Raw genomic sequence first — 15,536 nt, 5'->3', positions numbered from 1 at the left:
ACCCGAAGTTACCCGCACGCACCCACGGCAAGCGCCACGAACGCGCTGCCGTCCGACCCGGATATCACATCAGACTGACACGACAACCCGGCATCGTGGGGATGCGCCCGCCTGCACACGCCCGTCGAAAATGCACTGCAACAGCTCGTTTAGTTGATTTTACTAAACACATAAAAGCTTGATATCAGCCATTAAATACAGTGCTTTACACGGGTTAACACCGTGACGAACGGGTTTTCCTGAGTCCGTTTTACTATACAATCTCCGGACTCGAAACCAGCGGCCTTCCCGGCCAGCCATACGTACATGGGGACTACCATCCGTGACGTCGCGCGCGCTGCCAGCGTGTCGATCGGCACTGTCTCACGCGCGCTGAAGAATCAGCCCGGTCTCTCCGATGCCACGCGTCTGCGTGTCGTCGAGGCCGCGCGACAGCTCGGCTACGACGCCGCGCAACTGCGTCCGCGTATCCGCCGGCTCACGTTCCTGCTGCATCGCCAGCACAACAACTTCACCGTCAGCCCGTTCTTTTCGCACGTGCTGCACGGTGTCGAGGACGCGTGCCGCGAGCGCGGCATCGTGCCGTCGCTGCTGACGGCCGGCCCGACCGAGGACGTGATCCAGCAGATGCGTGTCCATTCGCCGGACGCGGTCGCCGTCGCCGGGTTCGTCGAACCGGAGACGCTTGCCACGCTCGTCGCGATGCAGCGGCCGCTCGTGCTGATCGATCTGTGGGCACCCGGCCTGCGTTCGGTGAATCTCGACAACGCCGAAGGTGCGGCACTCGCGATGCGGCATCTGTTCGCGCAGAAACGCACACGCATCGCGTTCATCGGCGGCTCGCTCGCGCATTTCAGCATCGCGCAGCGCGCGCTCGGCTACCGTCGCGCGTTCTTCGAGGCGGGGCTGCTGTTCGACCCGTCGCTGGAAGTCGCGATGGACGCCGGCCTCGATCCCGACACCGGCGCCGCGCAGGCGATGGAGCGTCTGCTCGACGCACCGGGCCCGCGCGTCGACGCCGTATTCGCCTACAACGACGCCGCCGCGCTCGCCGCGATGCGCGTCTGTCTGGCGCGCGGCCTGCGCGTGCCGGAAGACATCGCCATCATCGGCTTCGACGATATTCCCGCTGCGGCGCATGCCACGCCGCCACTGTCAACGATCGCCGTCGACAAGGAAGCGCTCGGCCGGCGCGGCGTCGAGCTGCTGCTCGAAGACGCGCCAGCCGAAACGGAAGTCCGCCTGCCTGTTCAACTCATCGCCCGTGCCAGCACTTCGGTGAAAAAGCCATGACGCAACCCGACCTGAATCACGCCAACCCTCACGCCGAAGCCCCGGTGCCCGTGCCGCCCGTCGCCAGCTTCCGCGAACCGGAATTCCTGCTTTCGCACATCAAGGACACGCTGCGCTTCTACGCGCCGAACGTGCTCGATCCAGGTGGCGGCTTCTTCCACTTCTTCCGCGACGACGGTTCGATCTACGACAAAACCACGCGCCACCTGGTAAGCAGCTGCCGCTACGTCTTCAACTACGCGATGGCATACCGCCAGTTCGGCGACCCGCAGCATCTGGAATACGCACGCCACGGCATGCGTTTTCTGCGCGACGCGCACTGGGACGCCCAGCACGAAGGCTACGACTGGGAGCTCGAATGGCGCGACGGCCACAAGCGCGTGCTCGATTCGACGCGCCACTGCTATGGCCTCGCGTTCGTGCTGCTCGCGTATTCGCATGCGGCGATGGCGGGCATCGAGGAAGCGAAGCCGATGATCGCCGCGACCTTCGAACTGATGGAACACCGCTTCTGGGACGCCGCCGCCGGTCTTTACGCCGACGAAGCATCGGCCGACTGGCACGTATCGAGCTATCGCGGCCAGAACGCGAACATGCACACTACCGAGGCGCTTCTGACCGCGTACGAAGCGACCGGACATCTCGTGTATCTCGACCGGGCGGAGCGCGTCGCGTCGAATATCACGCTGCGGCAGGCAAAGCTGTCGCAAGGTCTGGTGTGGGAACATTTCCACGCGGACTGGTCGGTGGACTGGCATTACAACGAGGAAGACAGCTCGAACATCTTCCGTCCGTGGGGTTTCCAGCCGGGCCACCAGACAGAATGGGCGAAGCTGCTGCTGATTCTCGAACGTCATCGTCCGCTGCCGTGGCTGCTGCCGCGCGCCATCGAACTCTTCGACGCCGCGATGACGCACGCATGGGACGAAAACCACGGCGGCCTGTACTACGGCTTCGGCCCGGACCGTACAGTCTGCGATCATGACAAGTACTTCTGGGTGCAGGCCGAAACCTTCGCGACGGCGGCGCTGCTCGGCAAACGCACGGGCAACGAGCGCTTCTGGGACTGGTATGACGAAGTCTGGCGTTACAGCTGGGCATACTTCGTCGACCATCGTCATGGTGCGTGGTATCGCATTCTCACGTGCGACAACCGCAAGTACAGCGACGAAAAGAGCCCGGCCGGCAAGACCGACTATCACACGATGGGCGCGTGTTACGAAGTGCTGACGCACGCACTGGCCGACGCGCCTGTCGAATCCGCACGGTGACCACCATGACAACGAGCACCGAATTTCCCCTCTTCGTTTCCGCCGGCGACATCCTGACCGACATGGTCCGCACCGACGACTCGCGCTGGCTCTCCGTGCCAGGCGGCGCCGGCTGGAACGTCGCGCGCGCCGTCGCGCGGCTCGGGCTGCGCACGGCCTCGGTGGGCGCGCTCGGCAACGACTGCTTCTCCGACGCGATCTGGAACGCGAGCGTCGCGGCCGACCTCGACATGCGCTTCATGCAGCGCTTCGACCGCTCGCCGCTGCTGGCGATCGTCCACGAGACGCATCCGCCGACCTACTTCTTCATGGGCGACAACAGCGCCGATCTCGCGTTCGATCCGTCGCTGCTGCCGCAGGGCTGGATGGAGCAGGTGAAGTGGGCGCACTTCGGCTGCATCAGCCTCGTGCGCCAGCCGCTTGGCGACACACTCGCGACGCTCGCCGCCGACCTGCGCGCGCGCGGCGTGAAGATCAGCTACGACCCGAACTACCGCAACCTGATGGAACACGGCTACGAGCCGATCCTGCGCAAGATGTCCGCGCTCGCCGACCTGATCAAGGTCTCCGACGAAGACCTGCGTCTGCTGTTCAAAACGGATGACGAAGCCGCCGCGCTCGCGCAGCTGCGCGCGCTGAATCCGTCAGCGACGGTGCTCGTCACGCGTGGGCCGGAAACGTCGACGCTCCTCGTCGGCGATGCGGTGTATGAAGACCAGCCGCCGCGTGTCGAAGTGGCCGACACCGTCGGTGCCGGCGATGCGTCGATCGGCGGCCTGCTGTTCAGCCTGATGACCGCGCCGAGGCGCACGTGGCCCGAACATCTGGCGTTTTCGCTGGCGGCGGGCGCCGCGGCATGCCGGCATTCCGGCGCGCATTCGCCGACGCTCGACGAAGTCGTCGCGTTGCTGAAAGAATAGGAAGAACCGCACCGGCGACAGATCACGCGCGTCCCGGTGCGCGCATGGTTACGCGCCGGTAAGGCTGCGATCTGCGTGCTACGATGGAATCTCCCACTTGCCGGAGTTGCATCATGGCCGAGCTCACCTACACCAAGGGTATCTACACGGCGATCGCAACCGTTCGTGAGCTGAAACGCGACCAGTATCAGGGCGTCGTCTCCCTCGCGCGCGACGACGGCGACGAGCAGGAGAACACCGTCTACGAAGTCGATGCCACGTCAGCGACGCCCGAAGAGGCGCTCGAGGAGGCCAAGGCGCTCGCCCACCGCATCCTCGGCGAACTTGAACTCTAGCCGCGCGAACTCTGGACGCCGCAAAAAGTCACATGGTCTATGTAGCCCCGGCGCCGCGGCCTCCCTGCCGCTGACGCCATTTCCGGACGAACCGGCTGGAGGCGAAGATGGCTGAACAGCTCTTCCTCTACGGTGTGTACGCGATCCATGTACGCCCGCTCGAACTGCAGGGCGCGCGATGGGACGCGGAATACGAAATCCGTCATCGCGACAAGCCTGTCCAGCCGTGGACCACGGTGGGCGGCGACGCGGGTTTCGGCGAACCCGGCGAAGCGGTCGAATCCGCGCATCGTCAGGCCGTCGCCGATATCGAGCACGGCGCGGGCATTCCCAAACCACGTTCGTTCCCGTAAGCGCGTTTTCCTGCAGCGCACATGCGTGACCGTATCCGGCAGACCCGGGGTCACGTAACCGCGCTCACAGCCACTGCGCGCGCGTTGCGTCGAAAGACACACGTGCCGCCACCGCGCGGCGAGGCGCCCTTGCGTGCTACGCTTTGCACGTTTCCACAGCCGCCGCAACGCGATGCCTCACGACCCGTCAGAACGCGTCACGTCTTCCGCTTCGCAAGACGGTTCCGTGCCGCCCGCGCGCGACCTGCGCGGCCGTCCGGGGCGCAGGATACGCAACGGCCAGCGCATCGTGATCGCGCACGGCCTGCCGCTGCCGGTCTGGAAGGATCTCTACCACCGCGCGCTGATGGTCACGTGGCCGATATTTTTCGTGTCGCTCGCCGCGCTGTTCCTGCTGCTCAATACCGCGTTCGCGTCGCTCTACATGCTCGGGCATGCGTCAATCGCCAACCAGGCGCCGGCGGGCTTCGCCGGCGCGTTCTTCTTTAGCGTCGAAACGCTCGCGACCGTCGGCTACGGCGACATGCATCCGCAAACGGTCTACGCGCACAGCATCGCCACGCTGGAAATCTTCGTCGGGATGTCGGGCATCGCGCTCGCGACCGGGCTGATCTTCGCGCGCTTCTCGCGGCCGCGCGCGAAGATCATGTTCGCGCGCTACGCGGTGGTTCATCCGGTCGACGGCCTGGAGACGCTGATGGTGCGCGCCGCCAACGCGCGTCAGAACGTGATCTCCGAAGCACGCGCGCGATTGCGTCTGATGCGCCGCGAAACCACGTTCGAAGGTCTCTCGATGCTCAAGATTCACGACATGAAACTGATGCGCGATCAGCATCCGATGTTTCTGCTCGGCTGGAACATGATGCATGTCATCGACGAAAACAGCCCGCTCTTCGGCGAAACGCCGGCGAGCCTCGCGGCATGCGATGCCTCGCTCCTCCTCACCATCGAAGGCTCCGACGAAACGACCTCGCAGACCATGCAGGCGCGCCACACGTGGCTGCACCAGAATATCCGCTGGCGCCACCGCTACGCGGACGTACTCTTCGAACAGGACGGCGTAACGCACATCGACTACGCGTTCTACGACTCCGTCATTCCGTTTGAAGAACCGGCAACGGTGAAAACGCAGCCCGCCGCCGACGCGCCCGTACCGAAAACGCGGCCGCACTGAGCGGCGCGCCGGGGTGACGCCGGTAGAACTCACTCAAAAGGGCTAGAAATCGCCCAAGGGCTCGCGCGAATACATACCCGCCGCCCCCAGTTAGTAAAAAAACACTCCAATCGGCGATAAAAAATAGAGTCTCTTTCGCTGCGGCGGCGTTGCGCTGTCTTTTCCGTTCCAGCGAAGCGATAACAAGGAGACTCCCCCCAATGACCGCACGACTGCCTGTCGACGGCACGCCCGCCCTCGCCGATTACCGTCTTTCCGACAATCTGACTGCCACGCGCGGCCGCATCTTCCTGACCGGCACGCAGGCGATCGTGCGCCTGCCGCTGATGCAGCGCGCGCTGGACAAGGCAAACGGACTGAACACAGCCGGCTTCGTCAGCGGCTATCGCGGCTCGCCGCTCGGGATGGTCGACCAGCAGTTGTGGAAGGCGCAGAAACTGCTCGACGCCAGCGACATCCGCTTTTTGCCGGCGATCAACGAGGAACTCGGCGGCACCGCCGTGCTCGGCACGCAGCGGGTGGAATCGGATCCGGAGCGCACCGTCGAAGGCGTGTTCGCGATCTGGTATGGCAAGGGTCCGGGCGTCGACCGGGCCGGCGATGCGCTCAAGCACGGCAACGCGTACGGCTCGTCGCGGCATGGCGGCGTGCTCGTCGTGGCGGGGGACGATCACGGTTGCGTGTCGTCGTCGATGCCGCACCAGAGCGACTTCGCGATGATGTCGTGGCACATGCCGGTCGTGAACCCGTCGAACATCGCGGACATGCTGGAATTCGGCCTGTACGGCTGGGCGCTGTCGCGCTTTTCCGGTGCGTGGGTCGGCTACAAGGCGATTTCCGAGACGGTCGAATCCGGCTCGACCGTCGATCTCGACGCGCTGCAAACCGAATGGATTCCGCCGGCTGATTTCGTCGCGCCCGCCGATGGCCTGCATAACCGCTGGCCCGATCTGCCGAGTCTGTCGATCGAAGCGCGGCTGGAAGCGAAGCTCGACGCCGTGCGCCACTTCGCGCGCACGAACAGCATCGATAAATGGATCGCGCCGAGCCCGCATGCGAACGTCGGCATCATCACGTGCGGCAAGGCGCATCTGGACCTGATGGAAGCGCTGCGCCGGCTCGATCTCACCGTTGCCGATCTCGAAGCAGCCGGCGTGCGGATCTACAAGGTCGGCCTGTCGTTTCCGCTGGAAATGGGTCGCATCGATACGTTCGTCGAAGGGCTGTCGAACGTGCTCGTGATCGAGGAGAAGGGTCCCGTCATCGAGCAGCAGATCAAGGACTATCTCTACAACCGCCGCGAAGGCGCGCGCCCGGCGATCCTCGGCAAATACGCCGAAGATGGCTCGATGCTGCTTTCCGCGCTTGGCGAGCTGCGCCCGTCGCGCATCCTCCCGGTGTTCGCGAACTGGCTCGCGCGGCACAAGCCCGCGCTCGACCGGCGCGAACGCGTCGTCGATCTGGTCGCGCCGCAAATACTGTCGAACGCCGCCGATGCCGTGAAGCGCACGCCGTACTTCTGCTCGGGCTGCCCGCACAACACGTCGACGAAGGTGCCCGAAGGCTCGATCGCGCAGGCGGGCATCGGCTGCCACTTCATGGCTTCGTGGATGGAGCGCGACACGACCGGCCTCATCCAGATGGGCGGTGAAGGCGTCGACTGGGCATCGCATTCGATGTTCACGAAAACGCGCCACGTGTTCCAGAACCTCGGCGACGGCACGTACTTTCACTCGGGCATTCTCGCGATCCGCCAGGCGGTCGCGGCGAAGACCAACATCACGTACAAGATTCTCTATAACGACGCCGTCGCGATGACGGGCGGCCAGCCGGTCGACGGCAGCATCTCCGTGCCGCAGATCGCGCGTCAGGTGGAGGCGGAAGGCGTATCGCGCTTCGTCGTGGTCAGCGATGAGCCGGAAAAGTACGACGGCCAGCACAACCTCTTTCCGTCCGGCACGACGTTTCATCACCGCGACGAACTCGACACGGTGCAGCGCGCGCTGCGCGACATCGACGGCGTGACCGTGCTGATCTACGACCAGACATGCGCCGCCGAGAAACGTCGCCGTCGCAAGAAAGGTGAGTTTCCCGATCCGGACAAGCGTTTGTTCATCAACGAAGCCGTCTGCGAAGGCTGCGGCGATTGCGGCGTGCAGTCGAACTGCCTGTCGGTCGAACCGCTCGAAACGACGCTCGGCCGCAAGCGCCGCATCGACCAGTCGTCGTGCAACAAGGACTATTCGTGCGTGAACGGCTTTTGCCCAAGCTTTGTCACGGTCGTTGGCGGCAAGCTGAAAAAGGCCGCGGGTAACGCGTTCGATCCGGCCGCGCTCGCCAGGCGCGTCGACGCGCTGCCGATACCCGCGACGCACCTCGACGCCGCGCCGTACGACATCCTCGTGACGGGTGTCGGCGGTACGGGCGTCGTGACGGTCGGCGCGCTGATCAGCATGGCCGCGCATCTGGAAGGCAAGAGCGCGTCGGTGCTCGACTTCATGGGCTTCGCGCAGAAGGGCGGCGCGGTGCTGTCGTTCGTGCGCTTCGCGGCACGCGACGAATGGCTGAACCAGGTGCGCATCGATACGCAGCAAGCCGACGTGCTGCTCGCGTGCGACATGGTCGTCGGCGCCAGCAGCGATGCGCTGCAGACAGTGCGCCACGGCCGCACGCGCATCGTCGTGAACACGCACGCGATTCCGAACGCCACGTTCGTGCAGAACCCGGACGCGAACCTGCACACCGATGCGCTCATCGACAAGATGCGTCACGCGGCGGGCGGCTCGAAGGAAGCCTCTCCGGGAGTGGAGGAATACCTGTCGATGTGCGATGCGCAGTTGCTGGCGGGCCGTTTCCTCGGCGACACGATTGGCGCGAACATCCTGATGCTCGGCTTCGCGTGGCAGCTCGGCCTCGTGCCGGTCTCGTTCGCGGCGCTGATGCGCGCGATCGAACTGAACAACGTCGCGATCGAAGCGAACAAGCTGGCGTTCGCGATCGGCCGCATCGCCGCCGACGATCCAGCCGCACTCGATACGCTGCTACAGACCCGCGCCGATGCAGTCGCGTTGCCCTTCGCCGTCGCCAGCGACGCAGCGCTCGACGTCGATGCCGTGATCGCCGATCGCGAAACACGTCTCGCCGCGTACGGCGGCGCGGCGTATGTGAAGCGCTTCCGCATGCTCGTCGACCGGGTTCGCCAGGCCGAACGGCAGCGCGCGCGCGGAGCAAGCGAGCCGCTCACTCGCGCGGTCGCGACGACGTTCTACAAGCTGCTCGCCGTGAAAGACGAATACGAAGTCGCGCGCCTCTATTCGGACGACAGCTTCCGCCGTGTCATCGAAGCGCAATTCGAAGGCACCGCGGGCCGCGACTTCCGGATCGGCTTCAACATGGCGCCGCCGACGCTCGCGCGCGCGGAGCATGGCGCGCGTCCGAAGAAGGTGAAGGTCGGTCAGTGGATGTGGCCGGTGCTCGGCGGTCTCGCGAAGATCCGCGCATTGCGCGGCACGGTGCTCGATCCGTTCGGCCACTCGCTGGAGCGCCGCATGGAACGCGCACTCGCCGACGATTACGAAACGACGATCGACACACTGCTGGGCGCGCTCACGCCCGCAACGACGGAAAGCGCGATCGAGTTCGCGCAGGTCATGCAGCGCGTGCGCGGCTACGGTCCGGTGAAGCTGAACAGCCTCGTCGCGGCAAAGGCGCGTGAGCGCTCGCTTGCACGGCCTCTGAACATTGAACCGGCAACGTCCGCCGTCGTGCAGGAAGCGATCGCCAGCGTGCGCGGCGGCAGCGCATTGAGCGGCATTCCGGTGGTGGTGGCGAAGTAAGTAAGTGAAGTGCGGTACGCCGCGTTGCGATGCGGCGTACCGGTTCTAGATCATCGCGTGCGTGGAGGCCGCTTCTTCGCTCTCGGGATGCCAGTCGATATCACCGCACAGCACCGCCGTGCGTTCGCCGATGCGCGTGGCAATCGAAAGCGTCACGCACAACGTCGCCTCGTTGATCGACAGATACGGCTGCGTCACCTGCACGCGCTGCGGTTCACGAATCGCCGCGCGAAAATACGGCCTGCGCAACCAGCTCGCCCCCTTCGCGTCCGACAGTGGCAGAAAGCGCGACATCTGCACCGCGCGGTCCGCGCGCAGCACGACGTTGCGCTCCGACTGACGGCCGTTGTCGTCGAGCAGGAAACAGCGCGCCGCATCGTCGAGCGACAGAAAATTCCAGCAGACTTCGTCGAGCGCCTCGCCTGCGGCAAGCCGCTCGGCGGCGCGCTCGAACGCCCGCACATACGGCGCGAGTCGCGACGCGTCGCGCTTCTCGCGCATTTCGGTGAGCCTGCGATTGCGTTCCGTCAAACCGGCGATCACCGCGGTGCTCGCGCACGCATCGGCGAGCACCGCGCTCGGCCGGCCGAAGTAAAAGCCCTGGACGAAATCGGCGTCGCAAGCGAGCGCCATCAGCGCTTCGCTTTCCGTCTCGATGCCTTCGACCAGCACGAGCTTGCCCGCCTCGTGCAGCAACGACACCAGACCCGGCAGTATCGACGAGCCTTGCGGCCGGATCGGGCCTGGCGCCAGCAACGAGCGGTCGAGCTTGACGATATCGGGATTCAGTTGCCAGACGCGCTCGATGTTCGAGTGGCCCGCGCCGAAATCGTCGAGCGCGATCAGAAACCCGCGCTCGCGGAACTGGCGGACCGCGTCCGCCAGCCGTTCGAGATCGTCGGCGCGCTGCTCGAGCACTTCGAGCACGACGCGGCGCGGCGGCAGATCGAGACGCCGCAGATTCGCAAGCAGCGCGGCGGCATGATACGGGTCCGTCAGCGCACCCGGATGCACGTTCAGGAACAGCCATTCGCACCCGGCGTCCAGCGCCTTGAAGTTCTCCAGATGCAGCGACTGCGCGAGCCGGTCGACCTGCAGCACATCGCCGATGCGGGCAGCCTGGCCGAATACGTCGAGCGGCGAAACGGGCCGGTCGAGTGAATCGTGCGCGCGCAGCAGTCCCTCGTAGCCGACCGCGCGCATGTGCGACAGACTGAAAACCGGCTGGAAGACGCTGGTCAGTTCCAGATCCCCGTGGTGCGTCGAATACCGCTCACGCCCCGAGGTAAAACTGACCTCGAAGCCGTGCGGCGCGACCGCTGTAGTGTCCTGCTGCGCAATGCTCATGCAATCCTCTCACGCGCGAGTGGAACGATCCTGCCGGGGAACGACCGGGCCTGGTCCCATTCTCAAAATGTGCGTCATGGCCACTTCATAAGCAAGCTCCGTGCGCACGCTGGCGCACGTATCGCGCTAATTCGCGCGCCAGCTTGCAGCGACCGTAAGCTTCGTGCGTCGAGCAGGGGCGCCCATTGCACCGCGACGGTGCATCAGGATTAGCCGAACCAGCCAAAATATGCGCCGGACGACAGTTTAGTAAGCGCCGGGCTACACTCCGGGCTGATGTTCCCGTACCGCGAAAAGTTGCCGCCGCGCACCGAAGTCACCTTCCCACCTCCGCTGTCCGAGTCTGATGGAAATCGTTTTTACTGTTCTGATCCTGCTTCTCGCCGTGGCTGTTTCGGGTCTCGCGATCCGTCTGCTGCCAGTCAGGCTGCCGCTCCCCCTGATCCAGATCGCGATCGGCGCACTGCTCGCGTGGCCGACGTTCGGCCTGCACGTCACGTTCGATCCCGACATCTTCATGGTGCTGTTCATTCCGCCGCTGCTCTTCGCGGACGGCTGGCGAATTCCGAAGCGCGAATTCTTCATGCAGCGGCGCTCCATCCTGATGCTCGCGCTCGGGCTCGTGTTCATGACGGTGGTCGCGGTCGGCTACTTCGTACATGCGCTCGTGCCGGCGATTCCGCTGCCTGTCGCGTTCGCGCTTGCCGCCGTGCTGTCGCCGACCGACGCCGTCGCGCTGACCGGCATCGCCGGCAAGGGAAGAATCGCGCCGCAACTGATGCATATCCTCGAAGGCGAGGCGCTGATGAACGATGCGTCGGGCCTGGTCGCACTCAAGTTCGCGATCGCGGCGGCGCTGACCGGCGTGTTCTCGCTGCGCGCGGCGTCGCTCAGCTTCGTGATCATCGCCGCCGGCGGACTGGCGACGGGCGCCGCGGTCGGCTGGGTCTTCAGTTTCGTCTCGTCGCGCTTTCTGAACATGACCGAGGAAGGCGACCCGGCGCCGGGCGTCGTGATGACGCTACTGATTCCGTTCGCGTCATATCTGTTCGCCGAGCACTTCGGCTGGTCGGGCATTCTGGCGGCCGTCGCGGCCGGGATGATGATGAACTACACCAGCATCACGCACGTCGGGCCGGTCTCGTCGCGCATGCGTGCGGCGAGCACGTGGACGATGATCGAGTTCGTCTTCAACGGGATGGTGTTCATTCTGCTCGGGCTGCAGTTTCCCCACATCCTCGGCGATGCGCTGCTCGACGCCCATCACACGAGCGACGCGCAGGCGCTGCAGCTGATCGGTTACGTCGCGGCCGTGCTACTCGTGCTGTATGTGCTGCGCTACGTGTGGGTGTGGATACTGCGGCTCGTCGCAAGCCGCGGCGCCAAACGCAAGGGCGTCACGAACGCCGTGCCGGGCGTCCGGATGGTCGCGGTGACGACGATCGCAGGCGTGCGCGGCGCCGTCACGCTGGCGGGCGTGCTGTCGCTGCCGGTCACGCTGGCGGGGCGCGATCTGGCGATCTTCATCGCATCGGGCGTGATCCTGGCGTCGTTGCTGGTGGCGGTGATCGTGCTGCCGTTGATTACGCACGGCAACCGTCGCGATCCGCACGAAGCCGAGGAAAAGCTCGCGCGGGCGCAGGCGGCGCAAGCGGCGATCCGCGCCGTCGACGATATGCATGACCCGGTGAACGCCGGTCTCGACGAATCGGAGTCGGCCTCGGCCGCGGACGTGACGGCACGCGTGATGGACATTTACCGGCGAAGGCTCGCGACGCTCGGCGAGGAAGGCACGCCGCGCGAAATGGCGCGACAGGCGGAAGCGCTGGAATTGCGGATGCGGCTCGCCGCGATTCATGCCGAGCGCGCGACGCTGGTCGCGCTGCGCAACGCCCAGAAGATCAACGACGAAACCCTGACGCGGCTGATGCGCGAGATCGACCTGTCGGAAACCGCGCTGACGACGCGCGGCCGCATGCGCGGATGACGGGCAATCGGGGGCGGTGAACGCCGCGCGCGTCACGGGTTGAACCGGGGCGCGGCGGGCGGCTGTTGTTGCTTTCGCTTAAACGACCGGCTGCTGTGCCGGCTTGCGACGCAGCAGCGCGTACAGGATGATCGCGCCGAACGTCGCCGTGCCGATCCCGCCCAGCCCGAAGCCGCCGAGTTTCAGCGTGAAGTCGCCCGCGCCGAGCACGAGCGTGACGGCCGCGACGATCAGATTGCGGTTATCGGAGAAGTCGACCTTGTTGACGACCCAGATACGCGCGCCGGTCACCGCGATCAGTCCGAACACGACGATCGACACACCGCCCAGCACCGGACCTGGAATCGTCTGGATGACCGCACCGAACTTCGGCGAAAACCCGAGCACGAGCGCGATCAGTGCGGCGATCACGAACACGAGCGTCGAATAGATCTTCGTGACGGCCATCACGCCGATATTTTCGGCGTACGTCGTGACACCCGTGCCGCCGGCGAATCCCGACACGATGGTGGCGAGGCCGTCGCCGATAAACGCGCGGCCGATGTAACGGTCGAGGTTCTGACCGGTCATCGCGCTCACTGCCTTGATGTGTCCGAGGTTTTCCGCGACGAGAATCACGGCGACCGGCGCGAGCAGTGTCATCGCCTGCAGGCTGAAGACGGGTGCCGTGAAGTGCGGCATGCCGAACCACGCGGCGTTCGCAACGACCGCGAAGTCGATCGGCTTGCCCATGCCCAGACCGTTCGTGACGATCGCATAGATCACATACGCGATCAGCAGGCCAACGAGAATCAGCAGACGCTGCAGCATGCCGCGCGCGAACACGGCGACCGCGCCGACGCACAGCACCGTCACGAGCGCCATCCATGCATCGAACGCGTTCGCGCTCACGCCCTTCACCGCGATCGGCGCGAGATTCAGCCCGATCACCGCGACAATCGCGCCGGTAACGACGGGCGGCATCAGCGTCTCGATCCATTTCGTGCCGATCGCCGACACGATCAAGCCGATGATCGCGTACACGACGCCACACGCGATGATCCCGCCGAGCGCCACGGGAATGTTCAGGTTCGGACCGTGTCCGCCGTAGCCGGTCACCGCGATCACGAGGCCGATGAACGCGAAGCTCGAACCGAGGTAGCTCGGCACGCGCCCACCCACGAGCACGAAGAAAAGCAGCGTGCCGATGCCCGACATGAAGATACAGAGATTCGGATCGAAGCCCATCAGCAGCGGTGCGAGCACCGTCGAACCGAACATCGCCACGACGTGCTGGATACCCATCGCGAGCATCTGCGGCCAGGCGAGCCGCTCGTCGGGCCCGACGACGCGCCCCCCGATGGCTTGCGGCTGGACGCGCCAGCGGGGGAAGTAGGAATCGGCCATGGCGGGATGTCTCCTCTAATCGGCGTGAAGGCTGCGGGAAGCGACGCAAAAGCGGCACTGTTCGGGAATTACGCGCGAGTGTACGGAGCAGGCCTGCCGATGACAAGCCGTCAACGAGTTGCCGCTTGCCGCGCCTGCACGTCGAGGTCCCGGATGAAACCACTCACCTGGCCTTGCGGCGCGGTTTTGGCGGTTCCACCGAAGGCGCCGCTGACGTTGATGCTGGCGCCGCGCAGATCAGCGCGACGCCAGCCGCCGCCGTCGCGCGCAGCGTCGCGCGCGTGTCGCCCGCGCGCGAGCGCAGCGCGAGGCTGTGCATGATCGCGGACGCGACTCTTGCGAGCACCGCTGTGTCGGCGGCGGGATCGAGTTCACCCTGCGCCTGGGCGCGCAGCAGACGCCGCTCCAGCGCGCCATCGAAGATCCGGAGCCCATCGGCGAGCTTCGCGCGAACGTCCGCATCGCGCTTCGCTTCGACCACGGCCGTGCCGATCAGGAAGCATCCGCGCGGCTCGCCGCCGGCCGGGAGATAAATCGCGAGCGCCGTATCGTAGACGCGCATCAACGCCTGCGCGAGCGGCAGGTCGCCGCCGAGCGCCACTTCCATCGCCTTGAGTCCGGCGTCGATGTAACCGTCGAGCGTGTCCAGATAGAGCGCGTGCTTGTCGCCGAACGCGCCGTAAAGGCTCGGACGGTTCATGCCCGTCGCGACGCTCAGGTCGTCGAGCGACGTGCCCGAGTAGCCGCCTTGCCAGAACGCCTCCGTGGCACTGGCGACTGCTTCGGTTGCGTCATAGGCGCGTGGCCTTCCGCGAGGACGTTTTTCTGTTTTTGTACCGGTATGCATAAAAATATCTGGCGCCATTTAATTTTGTTCACTATAGTACAAAACTCAAACCACCGACTGGAGACACCGGAATGGATCTGTATTTTTCTCCCATGGCCTGCTCGCTCGCGACCCGCATCACGTTTTACGAAGCGGACGCGGGCGCGAACTTCATTCAGGTCGACACAAAGAAGAAGCGCATTGCCGACGGAACGGATTTCTATCAGGTCAGCCCGCTCGGGCAGGTGCCGGTGCTGCGCACGAACGAGGGATGGCTCCTCACCGAAAACACAGCGATCCTGCCGTACGTCGCCGACCAGTTCCCGCAAGCGCAGCTGATGCCGCCAGCCGGCACGGCGGAGCGCGCGAAAGTGCAGCAGTGGCTCGGTTTCATCAGCACGGAATTGCACAAGGCTGTGTTCGTACCGCTGCTCGATCCGGGTGCATCTGAAGACGTGCTGAATTACACGCGCAAGCGGGTGCCGTTGCGTCTCGCGGTGCTGGACGCGCATTTCGCCGCGAACGCGTTCTTGCTGGAGCGATTCACGGTCGCCGATGCCTATCTTGCTACCGTGCTGAACTGGGCACAGTACTCGGGTGTGAGTCTGGCTGCATGGCCTTCGGTGGATGCGTATTACCGGCGAATCGCGCAGCGGCCCGCGGTCGCAAAAGCGCTCGCCGAAGAGATGGCGTTGTATCTCGAGGAACAGGCGCGCGAGAAAGCGGCTGCCTGAGCTGAAACGTGACGCCGGGCATGGAGCGAAGTGCGTCCATGCGCGGCGCGGGCGACGAAACGTTCATGCTTCGT

The 15,536-nt window shown here is 65.2% G+C and carries 12 protein-coding genes; 9 read left to right on the top strand and 3 right to left on the bottom strand.

The annotated features are described in order from the left end of the window. Positions 1 to 306: 306 nt before the first annotated feature. The 7 genes from LPA37_RS01930 (at position 307) to LPA37_RS01900 (ending at position 9,182) form a co-directional block, all read left to right on the top strand. A complete protein-coding gene (locus LPA37_RS01930; RefSeq protein WP_229011231.1) occupies positions 307 to 1,293 on the top strand; it encodes a LacI family DNA-binding transcriptional regulator in 987 nt (328 codons plus the stop codon). Beyond that, positions 1,290 to 2,564, top strand: coding sequence for an AGE family epimerase/isomerase (locus tag LPA37_RS01925; RefSeq protein WP_228977196.1), 1,275 nt, complete (start codon positions 1,290 to 1,292; stop codon positions 2,562 to 2,564). Before LPA37_RS01930 ends, LPA37_RS01925 begins: the two co-directional genes overlap by 4 nt. Positions 2,565 to 2,569: 5 nt before the next feature. Beyond that, a complete protein-coding gene (locus LPA37_RS01920) occupies positions 2,570 to 3,484 on the top strand; it encodes a carbohydrate kinase family protein (protein WP_228977195.1) in 915 nt (304 codons plus the stop codon). Between the two features lie 113 nt (positions 3,485 to 3,597). Further along, positions 3,598 to 3,819, top strand: a complete 222-nt coding sequence (locus LPA37_RS01915) for a hypothetical protein (RefSeq protein ID WP_228977192.1) — start codon at positions 3,598 to 3,600, stop codon at positions 3,817 to 3,819. 107 nt (positions 3,820 to 3,926) lie between these two features. Then, positions 3,927 to 4,172, top strand: a complete 246-nt coding sequence (locus LPA37_RS01910; RefSeq protein WP_228977190.1) for a hypothetical protein — start codon at positions 3,927 to 3,929, stop codon at positions 4,170 to 4,172. A gap of 133 nt (positions 4,173 to 4,305) precedes the next feature. Continuing rightward, positions 4,306 to 5,346: an ion channel gene (locus LPA37_RS01905; RefSeq protein ID WP_229011228.1), complete on the top strand. Its 1,041-nt coding sequence runs from the start codon at positions 4,306 to 4,308 to the stop codon at positions 5,344 to 5,346. A 200-nt stretch (positions 5,347 to 5,546) separates the two neighbouring features. After that, entirely contained in the window at positions 5,547 to 9,182 is a 3,636-nt protein-coding gene (locus tag LPA37_RS01900) for an indolepyruvate ferredoxin oxidoreductase family protein (protein WP_229011226.1), read from the top strand. A 45-nt stretch (positions 9,183 to 9,227) separates the two neighbouring features. On the opposite strand, the gene LPA37_RS01895 is transcribed toward LPA37_RS01900, so the two are convergent. Beyond that, a complete protein-coding gene (locus LPA37_RS01895) occupies positions 9,228 to 10,529 on the bottom strand; it encodes an EAL domain-containing protein (RefSeq protein WP_228977185.1) in 1,302 nt (433 codons plus the stop codon). A gap of 346 nt (positions 10,530 to 10,875) precedes the next feature. On the opposite strand from LPA37_RS01895, the gene LPA37_RS01890 reads away from it, so the two are divergent. Continuing rightward, positions 10,876 to 12,516: a Na+/H+ antiporter gene (locus LPA37_RS01890; protein WP_229011224.1), complete on the top strand. Its 1,641-nt coding sequence runs from the start codon at positions 10,876 to 10,878 to the stop codon at positions 12,514 to 12,516. A 78-nt stretch (positions 12,517 to 12,594) separates the two neighbouring features. Here LPA37_RS01890 and LPA37_RS01885 read toward each other — a convergent pair whose 3' ends face one another. Both LPA37_RS01885 and LPA37_RS01880 read right to left on the bottom strand, forming a co-directional pair. After that, positions 12,595 to 13,902, bottom strand: a complete 1,308-nt coding sequence (locus LPA37_RS01885) for a solute carrier family 23 protein (RefSeq protein WP_229011223.1) — start codon at positions 13,900 to 13,902, stop codon at positions 12,595 to 12,597. A 163-nt stretch (positions 13,903 to 14,065) separates the two neighbouring features. Next, positions 14,066 to 14,749 carry a TetR/AcrR family transcriptional regulator gene (locus LPA37_RS01880; RefSeq protein WP_229011221.1) on the bottom strand — a complete coding sequence of 228 codons (684 nt, stop codon included), beginning with the start codon at positions 14,747 to 14,749 and terminating at the stop codon, positions 14,066 to 14,068. 71 nt (positions 14,750 to 14,820) lie between these two features. Here LPA37_RS01880 and LPA37_RS01875 point away from each other — a divergent pair, with 71 nt between their 5' ends. Beyond that, entirely contained in the window at positions 14,821 to 15,462 is a 642-nt protein-coding gene (locus tag LPA37_RS01875) for a glutathione binding-like protein (protein ID WP_228984154.1), read from the top strand. Positions 15,463 to 15,536: the final 74 nt, after the last annotated feature.

This window comes from Paraburkholderia gardini, from assembly GCF_907164545.1.
Lineage (GTDB): Bacteria > Pseudomonadota > Gammaproteobacteria > Burkholderiales > Burkholderiaceae > Paraburkholderia > Paraburkholderia gardini.
Note: the sequence above shows the minus strand (reverse complement) of the source record. Positions and strands in the feature narration are given on the sequence as shown.

Excerpts from the sequence above, each read along its gene's own strand:
- LPA37_RS01920 (WP_228977195.1), top strand. The coding sequence starts at position 2,570 with ATGACAACGAGCACCGAATTTCCCCTCTTCGTTTCCGCCGGCGACATC.
- LPA37_RS01930 (WP_229011231.1), top strand. The coding sequence starts at position 307 with ATGGGGACTACCATCCGTGACGTCGCGCGCGCTGCCAGCGTGTCGATC.
- LPA37_RS01900 (WP_229011226.1), top strand. The coding sequence starts at position 5,547 with ATGACCGCACGACTGCCTGTCGACGGCACGCCCGCCCTCGCCGATTAC.
- LPA37_RS01910 (WP_228977190.1), top strand. The coding sequence starts at position 3,927 with ATGGCTGAACAGCTCTTCCTCTACGGTGTGTACGCGATCCATGTACGC.
- LPA37_RS01880 (WP_229011221.1), bottom strand. The coding sequence starts at position 14,749 with ATGCATACCGGTACAAAAACAGAAAAACGTCCTCGCGGAAGGCCACGC.
- LPA37_RS01925 (WP_228977196.1), top strand. The coding sequence starts at position 1,290 with ATGACGCAACCCGACCTGAATCACGCCAACCCTCACGCCGAAGCCCCG.
- LPA37_RS01895 (WP_228977185.1), bottom strand. The coding sequence starts at position 10,529 with ATGAGCATTGCGCAGCAGGACACTACAGCGGTCGCGCCGCACGGCTTC.
- LPA37_RS01890 (WP_229011224.1), top strand. The coding sequence starts at position 10,876 with ATGGAAATCGTTTTTACTGTTCTGATCCTGCTTCTCGCCGTGGCTGTT.
- LPA37_RS01875 (WP_228984154.1), top strand. The coding sequence starts at position 14,821 with ATGGATCTGTATTTTTCTCCCATGGCCTGCTCGCTCGCGACCCGCATC.
- LPA37_RS01915 (WP_228977192.1), top strand. The coding sequence starts at position 3,598 with ATGGCCGAGCTCACCTACACCAAGGGTATCTACACGGCGATCGCAACC.
- LPA37_RS01885 (WP_229011223.1), bottom strand. The coding sequence starts at position 13,902 with ATGGCCGATTCCTACTTCCCCCGCTGGCGCGTCCAGCCGCAAGCCATC.